Origin of the sequence: Flavobacterium poyangense (assembly GCF_011751075.1) — a bacterium.
Lineage (GTDB): Bacteria > Bacteroidota > Bacteroidia > Flavobacteriales > Flavobacteriaceae > Flavobacterium > Flavobacterium poyangense.
In genome coordinates this window covers 222461-240928 of record NZ_JAALLN010000006.1, presented here as the reverse complement: position 1 = coordinate 240928, position 18468 = coordinate 222461, and the positions used below count along the sequence as shown (strand labels likewise).

The 18468-nt window shown below is 35.5% G+C and carries 17 protein-coding genes; 9 read left to right on the top strand and 8 right to left on the bottom strand.

What is annotated here, in order from left to right; all coding sequences use genetic code 11:
* Positions 1–24: 24 nt before the first annotated feature.
* From fbaA to G3A47_RS12785, 3 genes are all read left to right on the top strand, one after another.
* Positions 25–1092: a class II fructose-bisphosphate aldolase gene (gene fbaA / locus G3A47_RS12795; RefSeq protein WP_166922884.1), complete on the top strand. Its 1068-nt coding sequence runs from the start codon at positions 25–27 to the stop codon at positions 1090–1092.
* Positions 1093–1177: 85 nt separating this feature from the next.
* Positions 1178–2032, top strand: a complete 855-nt coding sequence (gene accD / locus G3A47_RS12790; protein ID WP_166922882.1) for an acetyl-CoA carboxylase, carboxyltransferase subunit beta — start codon at positions 1178–1180, stop codon at positions 2030–2032.
* 79 nt (positions 2033–2111) lie between these two features.
* On the top strand, positions 2112–2717 hold the full coding sequence (locus tag G3A47_RS12785; RefSeq protein ID WP_166922880.1) for a hypothetical protein: 606 nt from the start codon (positions 2112–2114) through the stop codon (positions 2715–2717).
* A 316-nt stretch (positions 2718–3033) separates the two neighbouring features.
* Here G3A47_RS12785 and G3A47_RS12780 read toward each other — a convergent pair whose 3' ends face one another.
* Together G3A47_RS12780 and G3A47_RS12775 are read right to left on the bottom strand one after the other, a co-directional pair.
* A complete protein-coding gene (locus tag G3A47_RS12780) occupies positions 3034–4080 on the bottom strand; it encodes an NAD(P)-dependent alcohol dehydrogenase (protein WP_243860447.1) in 1047 nt (348 codons plus the stop codon).
* Positions 4081–4407: 327 nt separating this feature from the next.
* On the bottom strand, positions 4408–5655 hold the full coding sequence (locus G3A47_RS12775; RefSeq protein ID WP_166922878.1) for an ABC transporter permease: 1248 nt from the start codon (positions 5653–5655) through the stop codon (positions 4408–4410).
* Positions 5656–5820: 165 nt separating this feature from the next.
* Between G3A47_RS12775 and purH the strand changes: the two genes are divergently transcribed.
* From purH to rodA, 6 genes are all read left to right on the top strand, one after another.
* Positions 5821–7347: a bifunctional phosphoribosylaminoimidazolecarboxamide formyltransferase/IMP cyclohydrolase gene (gene purH / locus G3A47_RS12770; protein WP_166922876.1), complete on the top strand. Its 1527-nt coding sequence runs from the start codon at positions 5821–5823 to the stop codon at positions 7345–7347.
* 55 nt (positions 7348–7402) lie between these two features.
* Positions 7403–8431, top strand: coding sequence for a rod shape-determining protein (locus tag G3A47_RS12765; RefSeq protein ID WP_047772784.1), 1029 nt, complete (start codon positions 7403–7405; stop codon positions 8429–8431).
* Positions 8432–8539: 108 nt separating this feature from the next.
* Positions 8540–9364 (top strand): rod shape-determining protein MreC, encoded by an 825-nt coding sequence (gene mreC, locus G3A47_RS12760; protein ID WP_166922874.1) that lies wholly within the window; start codon positions 8540–8542, stop codon positions 9362–9364.
* Complete coding sequence (locus G3A47_RS12755) at positions 9357–9863, top strand: rod shape-determining protein MreD (RefSeq protein WP_166922872.1); 507 nt, start codon at positions 9357–9359, stop codon at positions 9861–9863. The genes mreC and G3A47_RS12755 overlap by 8 nt, the downstream gene beginning before the upstream one ends.
* The gene (gene mrdA, locus G3A47_RS12750) at positions 9860–11827 is read left to right on the top strand and encodes a penicillin-binding protein 2 (protein WP_166922870.1); all 1968 of its coding nucleotides are present in this window, start codon (positions 9860–9862) and stop codon (positions 11825–11827) included. The genes G3A47_RS12755 and mrdA overlap by 4 nt, the downstream gene beginning before the upstream one ends.
* Before the next feature lie 15 nt (positions 11828–11842).
* A complete protein-coding gene (gene rodA / locus G3A47_RS12745; protein ID WP_166922868.1) occupies positions 11843–13078 on the top strand; it encodes a rod shape-determining protein RodA in 1236 nt (411 codons plus the stop codon).
* A 571-nt stretch (positions 13079–13649) separates the two neighbouring features.
* Here the strand turns inward: rodA and G3A47_RS12740 are convergent.
* The 6 genes from G3A47_RS12740 to xrtF all read right to left on the bottom strand — a co-directional run bounded on the left by G3A47_RS12740 (position 13650) and on the right by xrtF (position 18454).
* Entirely contained in the window at positions 13650–14330 is a 681-nt protein-coding gene (locus G3A47_RS12740; RefSeq protein ID WP_166922866.1) for a DedA family protein, read from the bottom strand.
* A 130-nt stretch (positions 14331–14460) separates the two neighbouring features.
* The gene (locus tag G3A47_RS12735; protein ID WP_166922864.1) at positions 14461–14802 is read right to left on the bottom strand and encodes a heavy-metal-associated domain-containing protein; all 342 of its coding nucleotides are present in this window, start codon (positions 14800–14802) and stop codon (positions 14461–14463) included.
* A 116-nt stretch (positions 14803–14918) separates the two neighbouring features.
* Positions 14919–16925, bottom strand: a complete 2007-nt coding sequence (locus G3A47_RS12730; RefSeq protein ID WP_166922862.1) for a TonB-dependent receptor plug domain-containing protein — start codon at positions 16923–16925, stop codon at positions 14919–14921.
* Positions 16926–17039: 114 nt separating this feature from the next.
* Positions 17040–17438 carry an HYC_CC_PP family protein gene (locus G3A47_RS12725; protein WP_166922860.1) on the bottom strand — a complete coding sequence of 133 codons (399 nt, stop codon included), beginning with the start codon at positions 17436–17438 and terminating at the stop codon, positions 17040–17042.
* A 43-nt stretch (positions 17439–17481) separates the two neighbouring features.
* The gene (locus tag G3A47_RS12720; protein ID WP_166922858.1) at positions 17482–17928 is read right to left on the bottom strand and encodes an exosortase F system-associated membrane protein; all 447 of its coding nucleotides are present in this window, start codon (positions 17926–17928) and stop codon (positions 17482–17484) included.
* Positions 17918–18454 carry an exosortase family protein XrtF gene (gene xrtF / locus G3A47_RS12715; RefSeq protein WP_166922856.1) on the bottom strand — a complete coding sequence of 179 codons (537 nt, stop codon included), beginning with the start codon at positions 18452–18454 and terminating at the stop codon, positions 17918–17920. The genes G3A47_RS12720 and xrtF overlap by 11 nt, the downstream gene beginning before the upstream one ends.
* Positions 18455–18468 lie beyond the last annotated feature (14 nt).

Sequence of the window (18468 nt, the reverse complement as noted above, 5' to 3'; positions counted from 1 at the left end):
AACAACTATAAAAAAAAATTAACAATGGCACACAACATTAAACCAGGAGTAGCTACAGGAGATCAGGTACAGGAGATTTTTAACTATGCAAAAGAAAAAGGATTTGCACTTCCGGCGGTAAACGTTACGGGGTCAAGTACTATTAATGGAGTTCTTGAAACTGCAGCAAAACTAAATGCGCCAGTTATTATTCAATTTTCAAACGGTGGAGCACAATTTAATGCCGGTAAAGGATTATCTAATGCTAACGAAAAATCAGCTATTGCAGGTGCAATTGCAGGTGCAAAACATATTCACACTTTAGCAGAAGCTTACGGTGCTACTGTAATTCTGCACACTGACCACTGTGCTAAAAAATTATTGCCTTGGATTGACGGTTTACTAGATGCTTCTGAAGAACATTTTGCAGCAACAGGAAAACCATTATACAGTTCTCATATGATCGATTTGTCTGAAGAGCCAATCGAAGAAAACATTGAAATCTGCAAAGAATACCTTGCCAGAATGAGTAAAATGGGTATGACATTAGAAATCGAGCTTGGTATTACAGGTGGTGAAGAAGATGGTGTTGACAACTCTGATGTAGACAGCTCAAAATTATATACACAACCGGAAGAAGTAGCTTATGCTTACGAAGAATTATCTAAAGTAAGTCCTAAATTTACAATTGCGGCTGCTTTTGGTAACGTTCACGGTGTATACAAACCAGGAAACGTAAAATTGACTCCAAAAATCTTAAAAAACTCTCAGGATTTCGTTCAAAACAAATTCAACACTGGTCATAACCCGGTAGATTTCGTTTTCCACGGAGGTTCAGGTTCTACACTTGAAGAGATTAGAGAAGCAATTGGATACGGAGTGATCAAAATGAACATTGACACGGACTTACAATTTGCTTATACAGAAGGAATCCGTGATTATATGGTTAAAAACATTGACTATTTAAAAACACAAATCGGTAACCCTGACGGTGCTGATGTTCCAAACAAAAAACACTACGACCCAAGAAAATGGGTACGTGAAAGCGAAGTGACATTCAATACAAGACTTGAACAAGCTTTTGCAGACTTGAATAACGTAAATACACTATAAATTTTAGATGGCTGACTTTAGATTTCAGATTTCTCGGAATCTAAAATCTAAAGTCTAAAGTCTAAGATCTAAAATCAGAAAAAAAATGGCTTGGTTTAAAAGACAGGAAAAAGGGATTACGACTGCTACAGAAGATAAGATGGACGTTCCGAAAGGATTGTGGTACAAATCTCCTACCGGAAAAATTATTGATGCTGACGAATTAGCAAGAAACTTATTTGTTAGCCCAGAAGATGATTTCCACGTTAGAATTGGAAGCGCAACCTATTTTGAGATTTTATTCGACAACAATGAATTTGTTGAATTAGACAAAAACATGACCTCTAAAGATCCTTTGCATTTTGTGGACACAAAAAAATATGCAGAAAGATTAAAAGATGTAATGGAAAAAACTCACCTTAAAGACGCTGTGCGTACCGGAGTGGGAAAATCTAAAGGAAAAGACCTTGTAATCTGCTGTATGGATTTCGCCTTTATTGGTGGATCTATGGGAGCTGTTGTAGGTGAAAAAATCGCAAGAGGAATTGATCACGCGATCAAAAACAAAATGCCTTTCGTGATGATTTCAAAATCAGGAGGAGCTCGTATGATGGAAGCAGCTTATTCGTTAATGCAATTAGCAAAAACATCTGTAAAATTAGCGCAGCTTGCAGAAGCCGGATTACCTTACATCTCTTTATGTACAGATCCAACCACTGGAGGAACTACCGCTTCTTACGCCATGTTAGGAGATATCAATATTTCTGAGCCGGGTGCTTTGATTGGTTTCGCAGGTCCTCGTGTGGTACGTGATACTACAGGAAAAGATTTACCGGAAGGTTTTCAAACTGCTGAATTTCTTTTAGAGCACGGTTTCCTTGACTTTATCTCGCCTAGAAAAGATTTAAAAGACAAAATCAATTTGTATATCGATTTGATTCAAAATAACGAAATTAGATAGTTTTAAAACTTCTAAAACCAAAATCCCAAGATTTGCTTCTTGGGATTTTTTTATATCTTTATTTTAAATCTACCTCATAATGAATAAATTTTTTGTTGTTTTTTTAATCTGCTTTCTATTATCAAACTGCAATAAAGCAGGAAATAAAAATGGAAACACGCCTTATATAATCTCTCAAAAAACACATATTATTAATGGTGACACCGTATTGTCCCCTCCACCAATTCCCGGATGGCTCGTTTATGGATCAGACACATTTATCATCAACTCTGATTCTACTGCATATTATTTTCAAAATAATGAAATAGGATTTATATGCGGGACACCAAACGCAGATACAATTCCACATTTCAGCGATTTACATCCAAGAGACCTAATAACTGTCTCAAACAAAAACATCTATGACTTCATAAAACTAAATTATAGCAATGATTTTCGAAACGGAACTTTTATTGCATCACAATCTGACACTTTAAATTCTAAAATGTTTTTCGATTTATACAAATCATTAAACTTTTTTAAAAGGAATCGCGACTTTATTGCCATTAGAAGAACAACACAAGAAGAAGATACCGTCCTAAAATATAAGAAGAACAATAATCACTATGATCCCGAAGACATCAAATGGGATCAAAATAGAATCACATTCCCATTTATAAAACCAAAACTGAATCATTCGAACTAGAGCTAATAAGCAGGATTTTCTTTTTTCAATTGATGATTAGCTGGAAAAATACAGCGCCTAAATTATTCGGCTAAAGCCTTTTTCTCTCCATTTATCTATACCTCCAGCTAAAGCTGGAGGCTATTGAAAAAATCAATTTTTACACAAAACCTTGCGAACTTTGCGCTAAAAACAAAAAAACCTTTGCGAACTTTGCGGTTAAGTTTTTTAACCGCAAAGTTCGCAAAGGTTTACGCAAAGAGCGCAAAGATCAGAAACCTTTGTACCTTTGTACCTTTGTACCTCTGAACCTTTGCACCTCTGAACCTCTAAAAACCTACTTCAAAGAAGCCATATCAATCACAAAACGATATTTGACATCACTTTTATTCATACGATCGTAAGCTTCATTTATATAGTCCATGTCTATTATTTCCACATCCGAAGTAATGTTGTGTTCGGCGCAATAGTCGAGCATTTCCTGAGTTTCTCTTATCCCTCCGATTAAACTTCCGATGATACTTCTTCTTTTCATGATTAAAGTAAAAACAGGGATTTCTGCAGGTGCCGGTGGAGCTCCCACAACAATCATGGTTCCGTTTGTTTTTAACAGATTCAGATAAGCATTATGATCGTGTTTGGCCGAAACGGTGTTCAGAATAAAATCGAAACTGTTTGCTAATGAATCCATTGTTTCAGGATTTGAAGTTAGAGCGAAATGATGTGCTCCCAATTTTTTGGCATCAGCTTCTTTAGAAGGAGAATGGCTTAACATGGTAACTTCTGCACCAAAAGAAACGGCAAATTTTACTGCCATATGCCCTAAACCACCCAGACCAAGAACTCCTACTTTATGCCCTTTACCTACTTTCAAATAACGCAACGGAGAATAAGTCGTAATTCCGGCACATAATAAAGGCGCTACTCCTTTTAAATCTAATTTTTCTGAAACATGAAGTGTATAATTTTCATCAACAATAATACTGCTCGAGTAACCGCCTCTTGTCGGGATGTCTGTACCTCTTTCTACGCTGTTATAGGTTCCTGTCATTCCTTCATCGCAAAACTGCTCCTCACCTGACTGACAACTCGGACAGGTTCTGCAGGAATCTACAAAACAACCGATTCCGGCTAGTTCTCCTATTTTAAATTTAGAAACTCCACTTCCAACAGCAACAATTCTGCCGACTATTTCGTGCCCCGGAACCAATGGATAATTTATAGGCCCCCAATCTCCTTTTACGGTGTGAATATCAGAATGGCAAACACCACTATACAAAATTTCAATCTGAACCTGATGAGCACCAACTTCTTTTCTTTCAAACGTATAGGGTTTTAACGGATTTACAGCATCGTACGCTGCATAAGCTTTTACTGGTATCATTTTATCCTATTTTTAATTAAGCTATTAAAATTACAATAAAATAGCACACCAAAATAAATTTTGAAGCCGCAAAAGATGAAATTTTAGTTTCTAAGCTAATTCAAGTTGCTAGATGTGAGATATGGGTTGTGAGATGTGAGATGTGAGACGTGAGTAGTGAGCTTGATCAATTTTGTTCATAATAGACAATGTTTATGAATAAACACGATATCACAAGTAGAAATAAATAAATAAATTAAACAAACCGTAACACTTTTCAGACTTACATTTTACATGTTACATGTTACATGTTACAACTCACAACTCACATCTCACAACTGACTTTAATTACATCCCCGTTCTGATAGCCTCTACAGGATCTAGTTTTGATGCTGAAATCGCAGGTAGGATTCCCGCAATTAACCCGACGATGATCGACAACCCGGATCCAATTATAATATTGGCAAAACTTAAGACAAATTCAAAATTCAGCAAGCTAGTTAACAGAAGAGATAAAAGCCAGACAATCGCAATTCCGATAATTCCACCTATCAGACAAAGAATAATAGCTTCAAACAAAAACTGAAACAAAATAAACCTGTTCTTTGCCCCCAGCGATTTTTGAATCCCGATTAAATTAGTTCGCTCTTTTACAGAAACAAACATAATATTTGCCACGCCAAATCCCCCAACTAAAAAAGAAAAGAAACTTATACAAATTCCTCCTACTCGTAAAGTCCCCAAAATACCATCGATAAGATCGGTAAAACCGGAAAGTACGTTAACAAAAAAATTGTCTATTTCTCCTGCTTTCATTCCGCGGATCGCTCTTATTTTCTGAGCTACTTCGGCTTTGTAAGCGTCCATGTCTACTCCTTTTACAGGTTTTAAAACAATTACCGGCGTCATGGAGTCGCTGTCGCCGTACCTGCGACGTAAAAAATTTGCCGGTAAATAAACAGAGGTATCATTACTGTCTCCAAAAAAACCGGCTCCCTGCTTCTGTATAACTCCAATAACGGTAAAACGCTGTCCGTACAGGCGAATACTTTTTCCGATCGGATCACTGGTTCCAAAAAGACCATCCGCAATCTCATATCCCAAAACAATAACCGGAGTACCTGAATTCGATTCCGATTCGTTATAAAATCTTCCTCTATCAAAACTTAATCCGTCAACATTTACCATTTCAAATGAGGACGGGATAATATTTACATCGGCAACGGTTTTAGAATCGTACTTCAGACTTTCATGATTTACAAAAAGTTGGTAGCCCACCTGATCGGTATTGGTAAGAGAATTTTTCAAAGCAATATACTCATCGTACTTCACGTTTGGAAATTGCTCTCTTTTCCATTGTGGAATTTCAGAGGGTCCGAAGCAATATTTCATCAGGTAAATGGTGTTTTTATCTAAACTACTCAAATCCTTAGAAATTTTCCTGTCCAGCGAATCAACAGCGGCAAGTACGGCAATAATAGAAAAGATACCAATGGTAACCCCAAGCAATGACAACAACGTACGCAATTTATTATTCCGCAAAGCATTTGTGGCAAAGCCCAAACTTTCTTTTAACAACCGTAGATAAACCAGCATATATGTGTATTTTTCTTTAAAGTAAAATTCAAAAAATTAAAATCAAAAACCTAATAAAAGTTAACTTACTCATCAGTAGATTTATTTAGCATAATGTTACATTAATTTTCTTTAAAATAATATATAAAAAAACTACTTTTGCAGTCTGAAAATCATAACTACACAATGAGCACAACTAAAACAATACAATCAGCATTAATTTCTGTTTTTTCTAAAGACGGACTGGAACCAATCGTTAGAAAATTACACGAGCAAAATGTAACTCTTTATTCAACCGGAGGAACTGAAGATTTTATTAAAAATTTAGGTATTCCTGTGGTTCCTGTTGAAGATATTACTTCTTTCCCTGAAATTCTTGGTGGCAGAGTAAAAACATTACATCCGAAAATTTTTGGCGGAATCCTGAATCGTCAGGATAACGAAAGTGATGTTCAACAAATGAAAGAATTTGATATTCCTCAGATTGATTTAGTTATTGTTGATTTATACCCTTTTGAAAAAACAGTTGCTTCAGGCGCAAGTGAACAGGATATTATTGAAAAAATTGATATTGGCGGAATTTCATTAATCCGTGCCGGTGCCAAAAACTTCAAAGACACTGTTATTGTAGCTTCGGTAAATGAATATAGTTTGCTTTTGGAATTGATCACAGAACAAAACGGAGCAACAACTCTTGAGAACAGAAGATTGCTTGCTACTAAAGCTTTCCATGTTTCTTCTCACTACGATGGTGCTATCTTTAATTATTTCAACACAGACGAAACAATCTATAAAGAAAGTATTGCAGACGGACAAGTTTTAAGATATGGAGAAAATCCACACCAAAAAGGATTCTTTTTTGGAGATTTCGATGCAATGTTTAAAAAAGTTCACGGAAAAGAGTTATCTTACAACAACTTACTTGACGTAGATGCTGCCGTAAACTTAATCAATGAGTTTAAAACTGACGGACCAACATTCGCCATCTTAAAACATAATAATGCTTGCGGTTTAGCTTCAAGAAAAACAATTAGCGAAGCTTATTTAGCAGCTTTGGCTTGTGATCCGACTTCTGCATTTGGAGGCGTACTGATTGCAAACACCAAAATTGATTTGGCTACAGCCGAAGAAATCAACAAATTATTCTGTGAAGTGGTGATTGCTCCTGAATATGATGCTGAAGCTGTTGTAGTTTTACAAGAAAAGAAAAACAGAATTATATTGGTTCAAAATGAAGTTGAATTACCTTCAAGACAAGTAAGAACATGTCTTAATGGTTTGTTAATTCAGGACAGAAACAATATTACAGATACTAAAGAGCATTTAAAAACCGTTACTACTACAGAGCCAACCGCTCAGGAAGTAGAAGATTTGATATTTGCTTCAAAAATTTGCAAAAACACGAAATCAAACACGATTGTTTTTGCTAAAAACGGAACATTAATTTCGTCCGGAACAGGTCAGACTTCAAGAGTTGATGCTTTAATGCAGGCTGTTGATAAGGCTAAAGCTTTCGGATTTGATCTAACAGGAGCTTCAATGGCGAGCGATGCATTTTTCCCATTTCCGGATTGTGTAGAATTAGCCAAAAAAGCAGGAATAACTGCTGTAATTCAGCCAGGAGGATCAATAAAAGACGAATTAAGCATAAATTATTGCAACGAAAACAATCTTGCAATGGTATTTACAGGAACACGTCATTTTAAACATTAATTTGTTTAACTTTGTGCGATAATTAATTATAACTTTTTAAACCCCTAAAAAACTTATGGGATTTTTTGATTTCATGACCGAGGATATTGCGATAGACCTTGGTACCGCAAACACTTTAATCATACATAATGATAAAGTTGTTATTGATAGTCCATCAATCGTTGCACGTGATAGAATATCAGGCAAAATCATTGCTGTTGGTAAGGAAGCCAACATGATGCAAGGTAAAACACATGAAAACATCAAGACCATAAGGCCCTTGAAAGATGGTGTAATTGCAGATTTTGATGCCTCAGAAAAAATGATCAATATGTTCATTAAAAGTATTCCGGCATTAAAAAAGAGAATGTTTACTCCGGCTTTAAGAATGGTGGTTTGTATTCCGTCAGGAATTACAGAGGTTGAAATGCGTGCTGTAAAAGAATCTTGTGAAAGAGTAAATGGTAAAGAAGTATATTTGATTCACGAACCAATGGCTGCGGCAATTGGTATTGGTATCGATATCATGCAACCAAAAGGAAACATGATTGTTGATATCGGTGGTGGAACAACTGAAATTGCTGTTATCGCATTAGGCGGAATTGTATGTGACAAATCTGTAAAAATTGCAGGTGACGTTTTTACAAATGATATCGTTTATTATATGCGTACACAACACAACCTTTTTGTTGGAGAAAGTACTGCTGAGAAAATAAAAATACAAATCGGAGCTGCTATCGAAGATCTTGAAAGTCCTCCTGAGGATATGTCTGTTCAAGGTAGAGATTTGCTTACCGGTAAACCAAAACAAGTAGACGTTTCTTACCGTGAAATTGCTAAAGCATTAGACAAATCGATTCAACGTATTGAAGATGCTGTAATGGAAACTTTATCGCAAACTCCTCCTGAATTAGCAGCAGATATCTACAATACCGGTATTTATTTAGCGGGTGGTGGATCTATGTTAAGAGGTCTTGACAAACGTATTTCTCAAAAAACAGATTTACCGGTTTATATCGCTGAAGATCCGTTAAGAGCTGTTGTTCGCGGAACAGGAATGGCACTTAAAAACATTACAAAGTTCAAAAGCATCTTAATAAAATAAGATCCGAAATAACAATCATTATCTTTTTATTAGAGTCAGATACAACTTCTGACTCTAGTAAAACTCGAACCAAAAAGCATATCCTGAAACAAAATAACCAAACAAGAAATGCAGCAAATTTTTAATTTCATTTTAAGAAACAGTAATCGATTGCTGTTTTTGCTGCTTTTAGGCATTTCGTTGGCCCTCACAATTCAATCTCATTCCTATCACCGAAGCAGAGTAATCAGTTCAGCTAATTTTTTAAGCGGAGGCGTTTATGAAAGAATAAATCGCATCAACGAATATTTGAATTTGAAAACCGAAAACGACGAACTGGTACTTGAAAATGCAAGATTAAAAAGTCTTTTATTCAACAAAGAAGACACCACCAAAATACCTTTAAAAGATACCATCAAAGGGGTAAAACCTGCTGACATCATTGTTTCAAAAGTAATTCACAATTCCTATAGTACACACGAAAACTATATCACCTTAAACTCCGGAGCAAGCGACGGCGTTAAACAAGATATGGGAGTCATTAATAGTCTTGGAATTATTGGTGTGGTAGACAATACCTCCAACAGATACTCGACCGTGGTTAGTATTTTGAATATGAAATCACAAATTAATGCGAAAATCAAAAAATCAAATCACTTTGGCTCTTTAACATGGGATGGTAAAAGCACCGGTTTTGTTCAGCTGGAAGATGTTCCGAGATTAGCTTCGATCAGAAAAGGAGACACTATTGTTACCGGCGGACAATCTGTGATTTTTCCGGAAGGAATCAATATTGGTACAGTTGACAAAATTTACGTCAAAAACAAAACCAGTTTTTATGTCATAAACGTAAAACTGTTTAATGATATGACCAATCTTGGACATGTTTATATTATTAAAAGTAAAGACAGAGAAGAACTTATTAATTTAGAAAAAAAAGAGAAAGATGAATAGCGCGTTGTTACTCAATATTTTTCGATTTATTATATTACTGGCCATTCAGGTTGTTATTTTCAACAACATGAATTTCCTGGGATACATAAGTCCTTTTCCGTATATTTTATTTATAATCCTTTATCCAGTAAACAGCAACAAATCAGGTTTGATCATTTCAAGTTTTTTACTTGGTCTGATCATGGACATGTTTTGTAATTCGGGTGGAATTCATGCGACTGCCTCTGTTATACTAGCGTATTACAGGCCTTATATTTTCAAATTTTCATTTGGATTGAGTTATGAATATCAAACCATAAAACTAAACGAGTCCCTGACTCCTGAAAGGTTCTCCTTTATACTGTTATCGGTTATTTTACATCATATTATACTTTTTACCCTTGAAGCTTTTCAATTTAAATTTATCTGGGACATTTTACTCCGAACTTTGTTTAGCTCCATATTCACCATTATCATTTCAGTCATCATAATATATCTTATTAAGCCCAATAAACGATGAGAAAAGTTCTGCTGCCCTCTTTAATTATTATTGCAGCATCTTTGCTAGTGATCAGGATATTTTATTTGCAAATTATAGATGATTCTTTCAAACTAAAATCAGAAAATAATGCGATAAAAAAAGTATACGACTATCCCGAAAGAGGATACATATACGATCGATATGGCAAATTATTAGTAGCCAACCAGGCCTCTTATGACATCATGGTTATTCCACGCGAAATCAAAGAAAACATTAATGTTAATGAACTTTGTACGCTACTGAATATCACCAAAGAAGACTACGAAAAAAAAATCGCAAAGGCCAAAGTGTACAGTCCGCGATTGCCTTCTGTATTCTTACCACAATTAAACAAATCCGAATTTGCTGCTTTTCAGGAGAAAATCAGAAAATTTGAAGGTTTCTATTTCCAGAAAAGATCACTTAGAGATTACGAAGTAGATTACGGAGCCAACATCTTCGGTTTTATCACACAGGTAAACGAAAGATTAATTGCTAAAAATCCGTATTACAACAGTGGAGATTTAATTGGAAAACAAGGAGTTGAAGAAAGCTATGAAGAAATTTTACGCGGAATAAAAGGGGTAAAATACATTCAAAAAGACAAATACAACAGAGAAATTGGCTCTTATAAAGACGGAAAATACGATACTATCGCAGTAGCCGGAGAAGATATCAATTTAACGATTGATGCCGAATTGCAGAAATACGGTGAAGAATTAATGATCAACAAAAGAGGAGGAATTGTTGCGCTTGAACCTAAAACAGGGGAGATTTTAGCATTAGTTACTGCTCCCTCTTATGATCCGGGTATTTTGGTCGGAAGACAAAGATCTAAAAACTACACTCTTTTGTATCATGATTCTATCGCAAAACCATTGTACGACAGAGGACTTCTGGCAGAATATCCTCCGGGTTCCCCTTTTAAAATCTTAACGGGACTGGTTGCTTTACAGGAGGGCGTTGTCAACGAGCAAACTACTTTTATGTGCCATCACGGTTTTAGTTATGGTAGAGGTCGTTTTATGAAATGTCACGGTTTTGGTCCGCACCAATTGCACAACGGAATTTACAATTCTTGTAATACCTATTTTGCGCAGTCTTATATGTTAACAATTAACAAATACAAAAACCCGGGGCAAGCTGTTGACATTTGGAGTAATCACGTAAAAAGTTTTGGATTAGGTCAGTTTATGGGCTACGATTTGCCTACCGGTAAAAAAGGAAACATCCCAACTTCTAAAACCTACAAAAGAATATACCCAAATGGCGGATGGAGAAGCACAACAATTGTTTCGAACTCTATTGGTCAGGGTGAGGTTTTAATGACCCCAATTCAGCTGGCAAATATGATGGCAACGGTTGCCAATCAAGGCTATTATTACACGCCTCATATCATTAAAAAAATTGAAGGAAAAAAAATAGACGCCAAGTTTACAACCAGACACGAGACTACGATAGATAAAAAATATTTCCCTCCCGTGATCAGCGGTTTGTTTGACGTGTACAACAAAGGAACTGCCTACTCGCTAAGAGTGGAAGGAATTGACATTTGCGGAAAAACCGGTACAGCGGAAAACTTTGCTAAAATCAACGGAAAAAGAACACAGCTTAAAGATCACTCGATTTTTGTTGCTTTTGCACCTAAAGACAATCCGAAAATTGCCATTGCGATCATGATTGAAAACGGAGGTTTTGGAGCAACAGTAGCAGGGCCTATTGCCAGTTTGATGATAGAAAAGTACTTAAGACGAAAAATCACTTCAAGAAATGATTTAGAGGTTCGTGTTTTAAATAAAAGCCTGATAAGCGAATATGCAAAATTAGGAGGAATAAACGAAGCAGCCGCAATAGAATCTACTCCTAAAGATTCTATTTTGAAAGCTAAGATAATCACCCCAAAGAAGGTAACTCCGAAAACAGAGATTAAAAAAACAACAGTAGACACAACAAAAAAGAATTAACAAAGATTATTTCAAATGAAAAATCAAAGTGTAAAAAATAATATTGACTGGATAAGCGTGGTCATCTATATTATCTTGGTAATATTGGGATGGCTGAACATCTATTCTTCCTCCTTATTATCTACTGATGGCACTTACGAAAAGCAATTAATATTTATTGCCTGTACAGTACCTTTAATATTTGTTGTTCTTTTTGTAGATGGTAAATTCTACGAGAAATATGCTACAATTATTTTCGGTGTTGCTTTATTATCATTAGCCGGATTATTTCTTTTTGGAAAAACAATCGCGGGTCAGAGATGTTGGTATGCTATTGGTAGTTTTACCATACAACCTTCTGAATTTGCAAAAGCAGCAACATCTTTAGCGTTAGCAAAATACTTAAGTGACAGCCAAATAAATTTAAAAGAAACAAACAGACAGATTCAGGCTTTGGCCATTGTTTTCCTGCCTGTACTTTTGATCCTGCCACAACCCGATCCGGGAAGTGCCCTGATATACAGTATTTTTATTGTTGTTTTATTTAGAGAAGGCTTACCTTCATGGTACGTATGGACAGGCTTTCTGGCAATATTATTATTTGTCCTAACGCTCGTTTTGGAACCTTATATCGTTATATTAATTTCATTAGGCGTTTTAGTCATAATTCATTTTAAAGGCCGCGTTGTAGACCGAAACCTTCTTTTAAGCGGAATCTTACTGGCTATTGTATCTTGTTTCGTTTTGTCTGTTGATTACGTTTTCGATAATGTTTTCAAACAGCACCACAGAGACCGTTTTAATATCCTTTTAGGAAAAACGGTTGACATGAAAGGTGTAGGATACAACACCAATCAATCCGAAATCGCTATTGGATCGGGTGGCTGGATAGGAAAAGGCTTTTTAGAAGGAACACAAACCAAAGGCGGTTTTGTACCGGAACAACATACCGATTATATTTTCACAACAGTAGGTGAAGAATGGGGTTTTATTGGCTCAATTGTAGTCATTGGCCTTTTCGTTGGATTATTCTTAAGAGTTATTTACTTAGCCGAAAGACAAAAAACTAAATTTAGCCGTGTCTACGGATATTGTGTTGCCGGAATTTTATTTACACACTTTTTTGTAAACATTGCCATGGTAGCCGGAATTTTCCCAACCATTGGAGTCCCTCTGCCCTTCTTTTCTTACGGAGGCTCCGGACTTTGGGGATTCACTATTTTGTTGTTTATATTCTTAAAAATGGATGCGAATAAGGTTAATGAATGGTAGGATTAAATTCCAAATTTTGAAATTCCAAATTCCAAATGTCACCCTGAGGGAAGCCGAAGGGCAAACTCCAAATTTGAAAACTGCTTTGCACTTTTCTTAATGCCTAGATTCAGGCTCTAAATCTTGGTTTTGCACAAAAATCCCATCCTGAACGAAGTAGAAGGCCTTCAACTTCGCTCAGACGGACAATTGCAATTTCAATACGATTTAAAGGATAATTAAATACTGTTTTATCTTAGTGCCCCTATGTTTATAGTGAAATTTTTTCACGCAGATTTAGCAGATTAAGCTGATATTTTTGTTTTGTTATTTCGATAAAAATAATCTGAATAATCTGCTAAATCTGCGTGAAAAAGACTTTTCTTTGCGTAATCCTTTGCGCCCGTTGCGGTTAAAAAACACAAAAATACTAAGTTCTCTTACTCACCGCTCACTTCAACCGCAAGCAGCGCAAAGAAGTAATCCAAAAGAAACTTACCTCAATTATCTGATTTAGCTCTGGAAGTTTAAAAAACCTAAAAGATATATACAAAAAAAAGCCCGAAGTTAAACTTCAGGCTCTTTATAGTATTTAGACATTCTCACTTGGTCTTTTCTTTAAAAGTTTCAGTAAGACCGGAAATGTAGAAATGATAATGATTATAATGATTATATATTCAATATGATGTTTTAAATCTATTCCCTCTTTTAAGAAGACACCATATAAATAATGTCCTGAAAAGATTAGAATAAATGACCAAAGAAACGAGCTCAATATGTTAAAAAACATAAATTTCTTTTTATCCATAGAAACTATCCCGGCAATAATTGGGGCAAAAGTTCTAAAGATTGGAAGAAAACGAGCGTAGATAATAGCTTTACCTCCGTATTTCTCAAAAAAGTCTTTTGACTGTAACAAATATTTCTTTTTAAACCAGAATGAATCTTCTTTTTTAAATAAGTAATATCCGCTTTTGGCTCCAAACCAATAGCCTGTCATATTCCCTAAGACTCCCATTATGGCAACCAAAAGAGCAAGTAAAAATACATTTAAAAAGTCTCCTGGTATGTAAACAACATTTTGAACCAAATCACGACTATAGATACCTGCCAAAAAAAGTAAACTATCTCCAGGCAGAAAAAAACCTGCAAAAAGTCCTGTTTCAGCGAATACTATAAACAGAACAATATATAACCCAATTTGAACCCCTCCGATACTTAATGTAATATAAAACTCAGGGTTAATTAATTGAGTCCAGTCAAAATTATTCATAAATGCGTTTAGTTATATTATAAGTCCGTGAAAGTAGCAATAATTTACTTCAACCACAATAAAATGCGGTATTTTAAAGATTAATTAACGATTCTGAGAGAACCCGGGTTTGTCTCCGGGCTCTTGTTAATTACTGTCTTTCGTACTTGCAACAGCTATGCAAATTATCATAATCCTCCTGAGTCGCTTTTTCCTCTTTGGTATCGTGCCCTACTTTAGCAATGGCCTTATTTAAATCTGCCGGAGAAGACTTCTCTTCATTCAAGATTACAGTAAGTTGATGAGAACTAATATCCCAGGAAGCCGTTTTTACTCCCGGCACTCCAAAAGCTGCTTTTTCAATGCGTTTTTTGCATTGCTCGCAAGTACCATTTACTTCTGTAGTGTATTTTAAATTCTTATTCTTTTTAGTTTGTGCCTGAGCAGAAAATCCAAAAAAAGTTACCAGTGCAATTAAAATCAAGTGTTTCATTTTATTTAGTATTAAAGTTTTTAAATTTATTTGTTTTATTAAATCGTTGAGCGTAATTACTTCGTTTTCAAAACTATGTTCCTATGTGTTAAAAACATCCACCCAAATAGGGCATTTTATTTTATCTTAAATCGCAATCCCGCGTAAAACATCTGTCCAAAAATTGGAGCATACGCTATCGATGCATCAAAGTTAGGACCAAAAGGATCATCTGCGCCTAAAATTGCCTTTTCCTGTTTGTAATTTCCAATGTTTTCTCCTCCCAGATAAACCTCAAACACAGGAGAAAAAACACGTGTTACCTGAACATTCATAACCGCATACGAAGGCGAAAAGTCAGAAAACTGATCTGCCGCCGGATTAGTGGCCGTATAAGGTAATTGTTGTTTTCCTGACCAGTTAAAAGTATAATCAAACTTCCATTGTTTGCCCTTATTCAAACTAGTCTCATATTCCAGATTCCCTAAAAAACGATGTTTTGCCTGTAACGGACGCTGAAATGTTCCTCTCAAATAATCGGTTTGGATATCATAATATTTATAAGCCGTTCTCAGGTTTAAATGATGAATCAACTCCAAATTAAACTCCACCTGCAAACTATTGGCAAACGAATTTCCTTTTAAATTATAAAACAAAACCTCCTGAGGACTTTGCATTACATCTACAACAGCCTGCTTTTGAAAATCGGTACGGTAGAAGTCAAAACCTGCTTCGGCATTTTTATTAAACAGCCTGAACTTCTGAGAAAAACTCAGCCCGTAATTCCAGGCAATTTCTGGATTTAATCCATAAATTTTTCCAGCGTTATCTAAAATAGAAAAAGTTCTCGAGCTCGCAAAAAGCTGTTGGTTTTCGGCAAAAATATTAGCCGAACGCTTCCCGCGTCCTGCCGAAAAACGAAGCACTCCAAACTCCCAAGGGTTGTATCGCAAATGCAAACGTGGCGTTACAAAAACCCCGAGTCTGTTATGATTATCAACTCTTCCTCCTAAAATCAGACTAAAATTATCTGTATTGTCGTAGGTATATTCAAAAAATGCTCCAACCGAATTATCTATTCTGCTGTAATCATTCACATTTACAAACTCCTGATATCGATCGTATGAAAAATTCAAACCGGTTGTAAACTTGTGCATCGTATTATTGATAATCGAATTGAAAATCAAATTTGAATAATAACTGCTTTGTTTGATGTTGTATTGATTCAGTCCAAAATAAGATTCCTGATTATGACTGTTGAAAGCATTCTGAAAACCGATACTCTGAAACGGCATATCCGGAAAAACATATCCGATTTTTGACGAAACATCAAAACGTTCAGTGTTGATTTCCGAGCCCCAATAATTCTTTGTCCCCCTGTCTCTGTCTGCATCAAAATCAACTTCTCCGGTTTGTTTTTTATCATTCATATATCTGAAATTGATAAAACTTACCAAACCACTTTCGGCATCATAATACTGATAGCGATTCAGAACATTGATCTGTTTTCCCAGCGGATTGTCAAGAAAACCGTCATTATTCATATCATTTTTTGCGACGCGGGCATTTCCATGAAGAAAAAGACTTGTTGCCCATTTATCGGACAATTTTTTATTGAAATGGGTGTTCAATTCAAAACGCGAATCAGTAGACCCGTATACGTTCAGAAAAAAAGGATCATCGCTTAAAGGTTTTAAAAGCTCCGTGTTAATTTGTCCCGAGATACTTTCGTAACCGTTAACCACACTTCCGGCGCCTTTGGTGATTTGCACACTTTCAATCCAGGTTCCGGGTGTAAATGACAGCCCATAAGCCTGAGAAGCCCCGCGTACTGACGGAATATTTTCTTCCGTAATCATCAAATACGGACTTGTCAGACCCAGCATTTTTATTTGTTTCGTTCCCGTTAAAGCATCCGAAAAATTGACATCGATAGACGGATTTGTTTCAAAACTCTCGGCAAGATTACAACAGGCCGCTTTTAATAATTCTTTACTTGTAATAACAGATGTATTGGCTGTAACGGTATAGGATTTTTTAATTCCTTTTTGCTTTTTTGTAATCTTTACTTCCTGTAAATCTTCCTGTGAAAAAACAGAAACAGAAAGCAGCGATACCACAAAAAGCAGTATATTCTTTTGCATAAAATTTATTTTAATGTGAAATAGAAAACTGCTATTTAATGCTTCCCCCCAAAAAAAAGAGAAACCACTAAACAACAAAACACAAGCTAGAAGCTTGATTCTAACACATTAAAATCAGGAGTAAAAAATATACTGATTGTATAATTTAAATAAAGGAGGCGCATTCGCATCAGCATAATACGAAGTGATTTGATTCTTTTTAGAACCGGAAACAGAAAGAAAAGCAATTGGTTTAAATTCTTCTATTGCAGCAGGGAAAGCAAACTGAAAAAAGAACATCTTAAAGGTAGCATCATCTGATTTTTTTTCAAAATGCACTACTTTATCTTTGCAGCAGGATGCCTTTTTTTCTGAAATCCCGCAACAATTCTTTTCCGGAGCAACAGAAGTCGCTGTATTTAAAGAAACCGAAGCAATCTTGCCTCCGCAATAATGCACATCGAAGGCAAACCCGATGTTGGAAACCAACAATAGGAAAGCCAAAAATAAGCCGGTGCATTTCTTAATAATCATGCTGCAAAATTATCTAAAAGACTTTAAAAAAACGAATAATCTATTACTTTTTCAGGTTTTGCATCTGATAATAAAACGCCGGAATAAAAAGCAATACGAAGATCGGCTGAATAATAAACCTTCTGACGTAAAAAAGCAGCCACCCTGCATCAGGAAAATAGGCAACAATTACAAAAAACATCCCAAAAAGAAACAGCAGGAAACAGCTGTATAAAAATGCGCTGAACTTAAGGATTTCTTTATCCTGAAACAGTACATAAATAAGGATCAGAGACAAACCGGAATTTAAAAAGTACCGAAACAAAAGTCCGCAAAAAAGCTTAAAAGTATCAACTTCAGGAAAAGGGGAACTTTTGAAATCAGAACTGAAATAATCCAAAAAAGGATCATAAAACAGTGTATTTTCAAAACCTCTTATCAAACCAAAACACACTATGATGAAAATTGAAAACAGGATTTTAACTTTATGATCTTTTATTTTACTTAGCATATTTTGAAAATTTATTCACCCAGAAAACCCATAAGCTAAAAACCAATCCATAAATTACCAGCGGAAACAAAACACCATGAAGTATATGCTCTTTTTCAGGAAAACGAAATAACAAAACCGTTAATAATGCAATTCGAATCACATTGAGCACATAAATAAAGAAAACACCAAACAGAATAAAAACCAAAGTGGTTTTAAACTTTCCGGAAAATGCCATTACAAAAGAAACAAACAGAATAATCACACTTACCGCATTACATCCTTCGACAATCTTAATCGTAAACCTGTTCCGGTACCAAACCTCTAAATACGGATTTAAAGGACTTTTGAAAATCCTGCTGTCACAATTAAACAATTGCATCAACTGATCCACATGATGCCCTACGACGGCCGTTACGCCATCAACATCTGTTGTCTCAAAACTATCTAAATAAAATTTATAAACCAGTGTAAATCCGATATAAGCGGCGAAAAAAGTGCCTATAAAAATCAGAAACGGTTTAAATCGAAGGAAATATTTTTTCAAAAGAAATTTTTAAC

What these genes read in the sequence shown, in the direction of transcription:
- fbaA (WP_166922884.1), top strand. Translation starts at nt 25, where the DNA reads ATGGCACACAACATTAAACCAGGAGTAGCTACAGGAGATCAGGTACAG.
- G3A47_RS12720 (WP_166922858.1), bottom strand. Translation starts at nt 17,928, where the DNA reads ATGCTAAGTAAAATAAAAGATCATAAAGTTAAAATCCTGTTTTCAATT.
- G3A47_RS12735 (WP_166922864.1), bottom strand. Translation starts at nt 14,802, where the DNA reads ATGAAACACTTGATTTTAATTGCACTGGTAACTTTTTTTGGATTTTCT.
- G3A47_RS12780 (WP_243860447.1), bottom strand. Translation starts at nt 4,080, where the DNA reads ATGATACCAGTAAAAGCTTATGCAGCGTACGATGCTGTAAATCCGTTA.
- G3A47_RS12740 (WP_166922866.1), bottom strand. Translation starts at nt 14,330, where the DNA reads ATGAATAATTTTGACTGGACTCAATTAATTAACCCTGAGTTTTATATT.
- G3A47_RS12765 (WP_047772784.1), top strand. Translation starts at nt 7,403, where the DNA reads ATGGGATTTTTTGATTTCATGACCGAGGATATTGCGATAGACCTTGGT.
- purH (WP_166922876.1), top strand. Translation starts at nt 5,821, where the DNA reads ATGAGCACAACTAAAACAATACAATCAGCATTAATTTCTGTTTTTTCT.
- G3A47_RS12730 (WP_166922862.1), bottom strand. Translation starts at nt 16,925, where the DNA reads ATGCAAAAGAATATACTGCTTTTTGTGGTATCGCTGCTTTCTGTTTCT.
- mreC (WP_166922874.1), top strand. Translation starts at nt 8,540, where the DNA reads ATGCAGCAAATTTTTAATTTCATTTTAAGAAACAGTAATCGATTGCTG.
- rodA (WP_166922868.1), top strand. Translation starts at nt 11,843, where the DNA reads ATGAAAAATCAAAGTGTAAAAAATAATATTGACTGGATAAGCGTGGTC.
- mrdA (WP_166922870.1), top strand. Translation starts at nt 9,860, where the DNA reads ATGAGAAAAGTTCTGCTGCCCTCTTTAATTATTATTGCAGCATCTTTG.
- G3A47_RS12725 (WP_166922860.1), bottom strand. Translation starts at nt 17,438, where the DNA reads ATGATTATTAAGAAATGCACCGGCTTATTTTTGGCTTTCCTATTGTTG.
- G3A47_RS12775 (WP_166922878.1), bottom strand. Translation starts at nt 5,655, where the DNA reads ATGCTGGTTTATCTACGGTTGTTAAAAGAAAGTTTGGGCTTTGCCACA.
- G3A47_RS12785 (WP_166922880.1), top strand. Translation starts at nt 2,112, where the DNA reads ATGAATAAATTTTTTGTTGTTTTTTTAATCTGCTTTCTATTATCAAAC.
- accD (WP_166922882.1), top strand. Translation starts at nt 1,178, where the DNA reads ATGGCTTGGTTTAAAAGACAGGAAAAAGGGATTACGACTGCTACAGAA.
- G3A47_RS12755 (WP_166922872.1), top strand. Translation starts at nt 9,357, where the DNA reads ATGAATAGCGCGTTGTTACTCAATATTTTTCGATTTATTATATTACTG.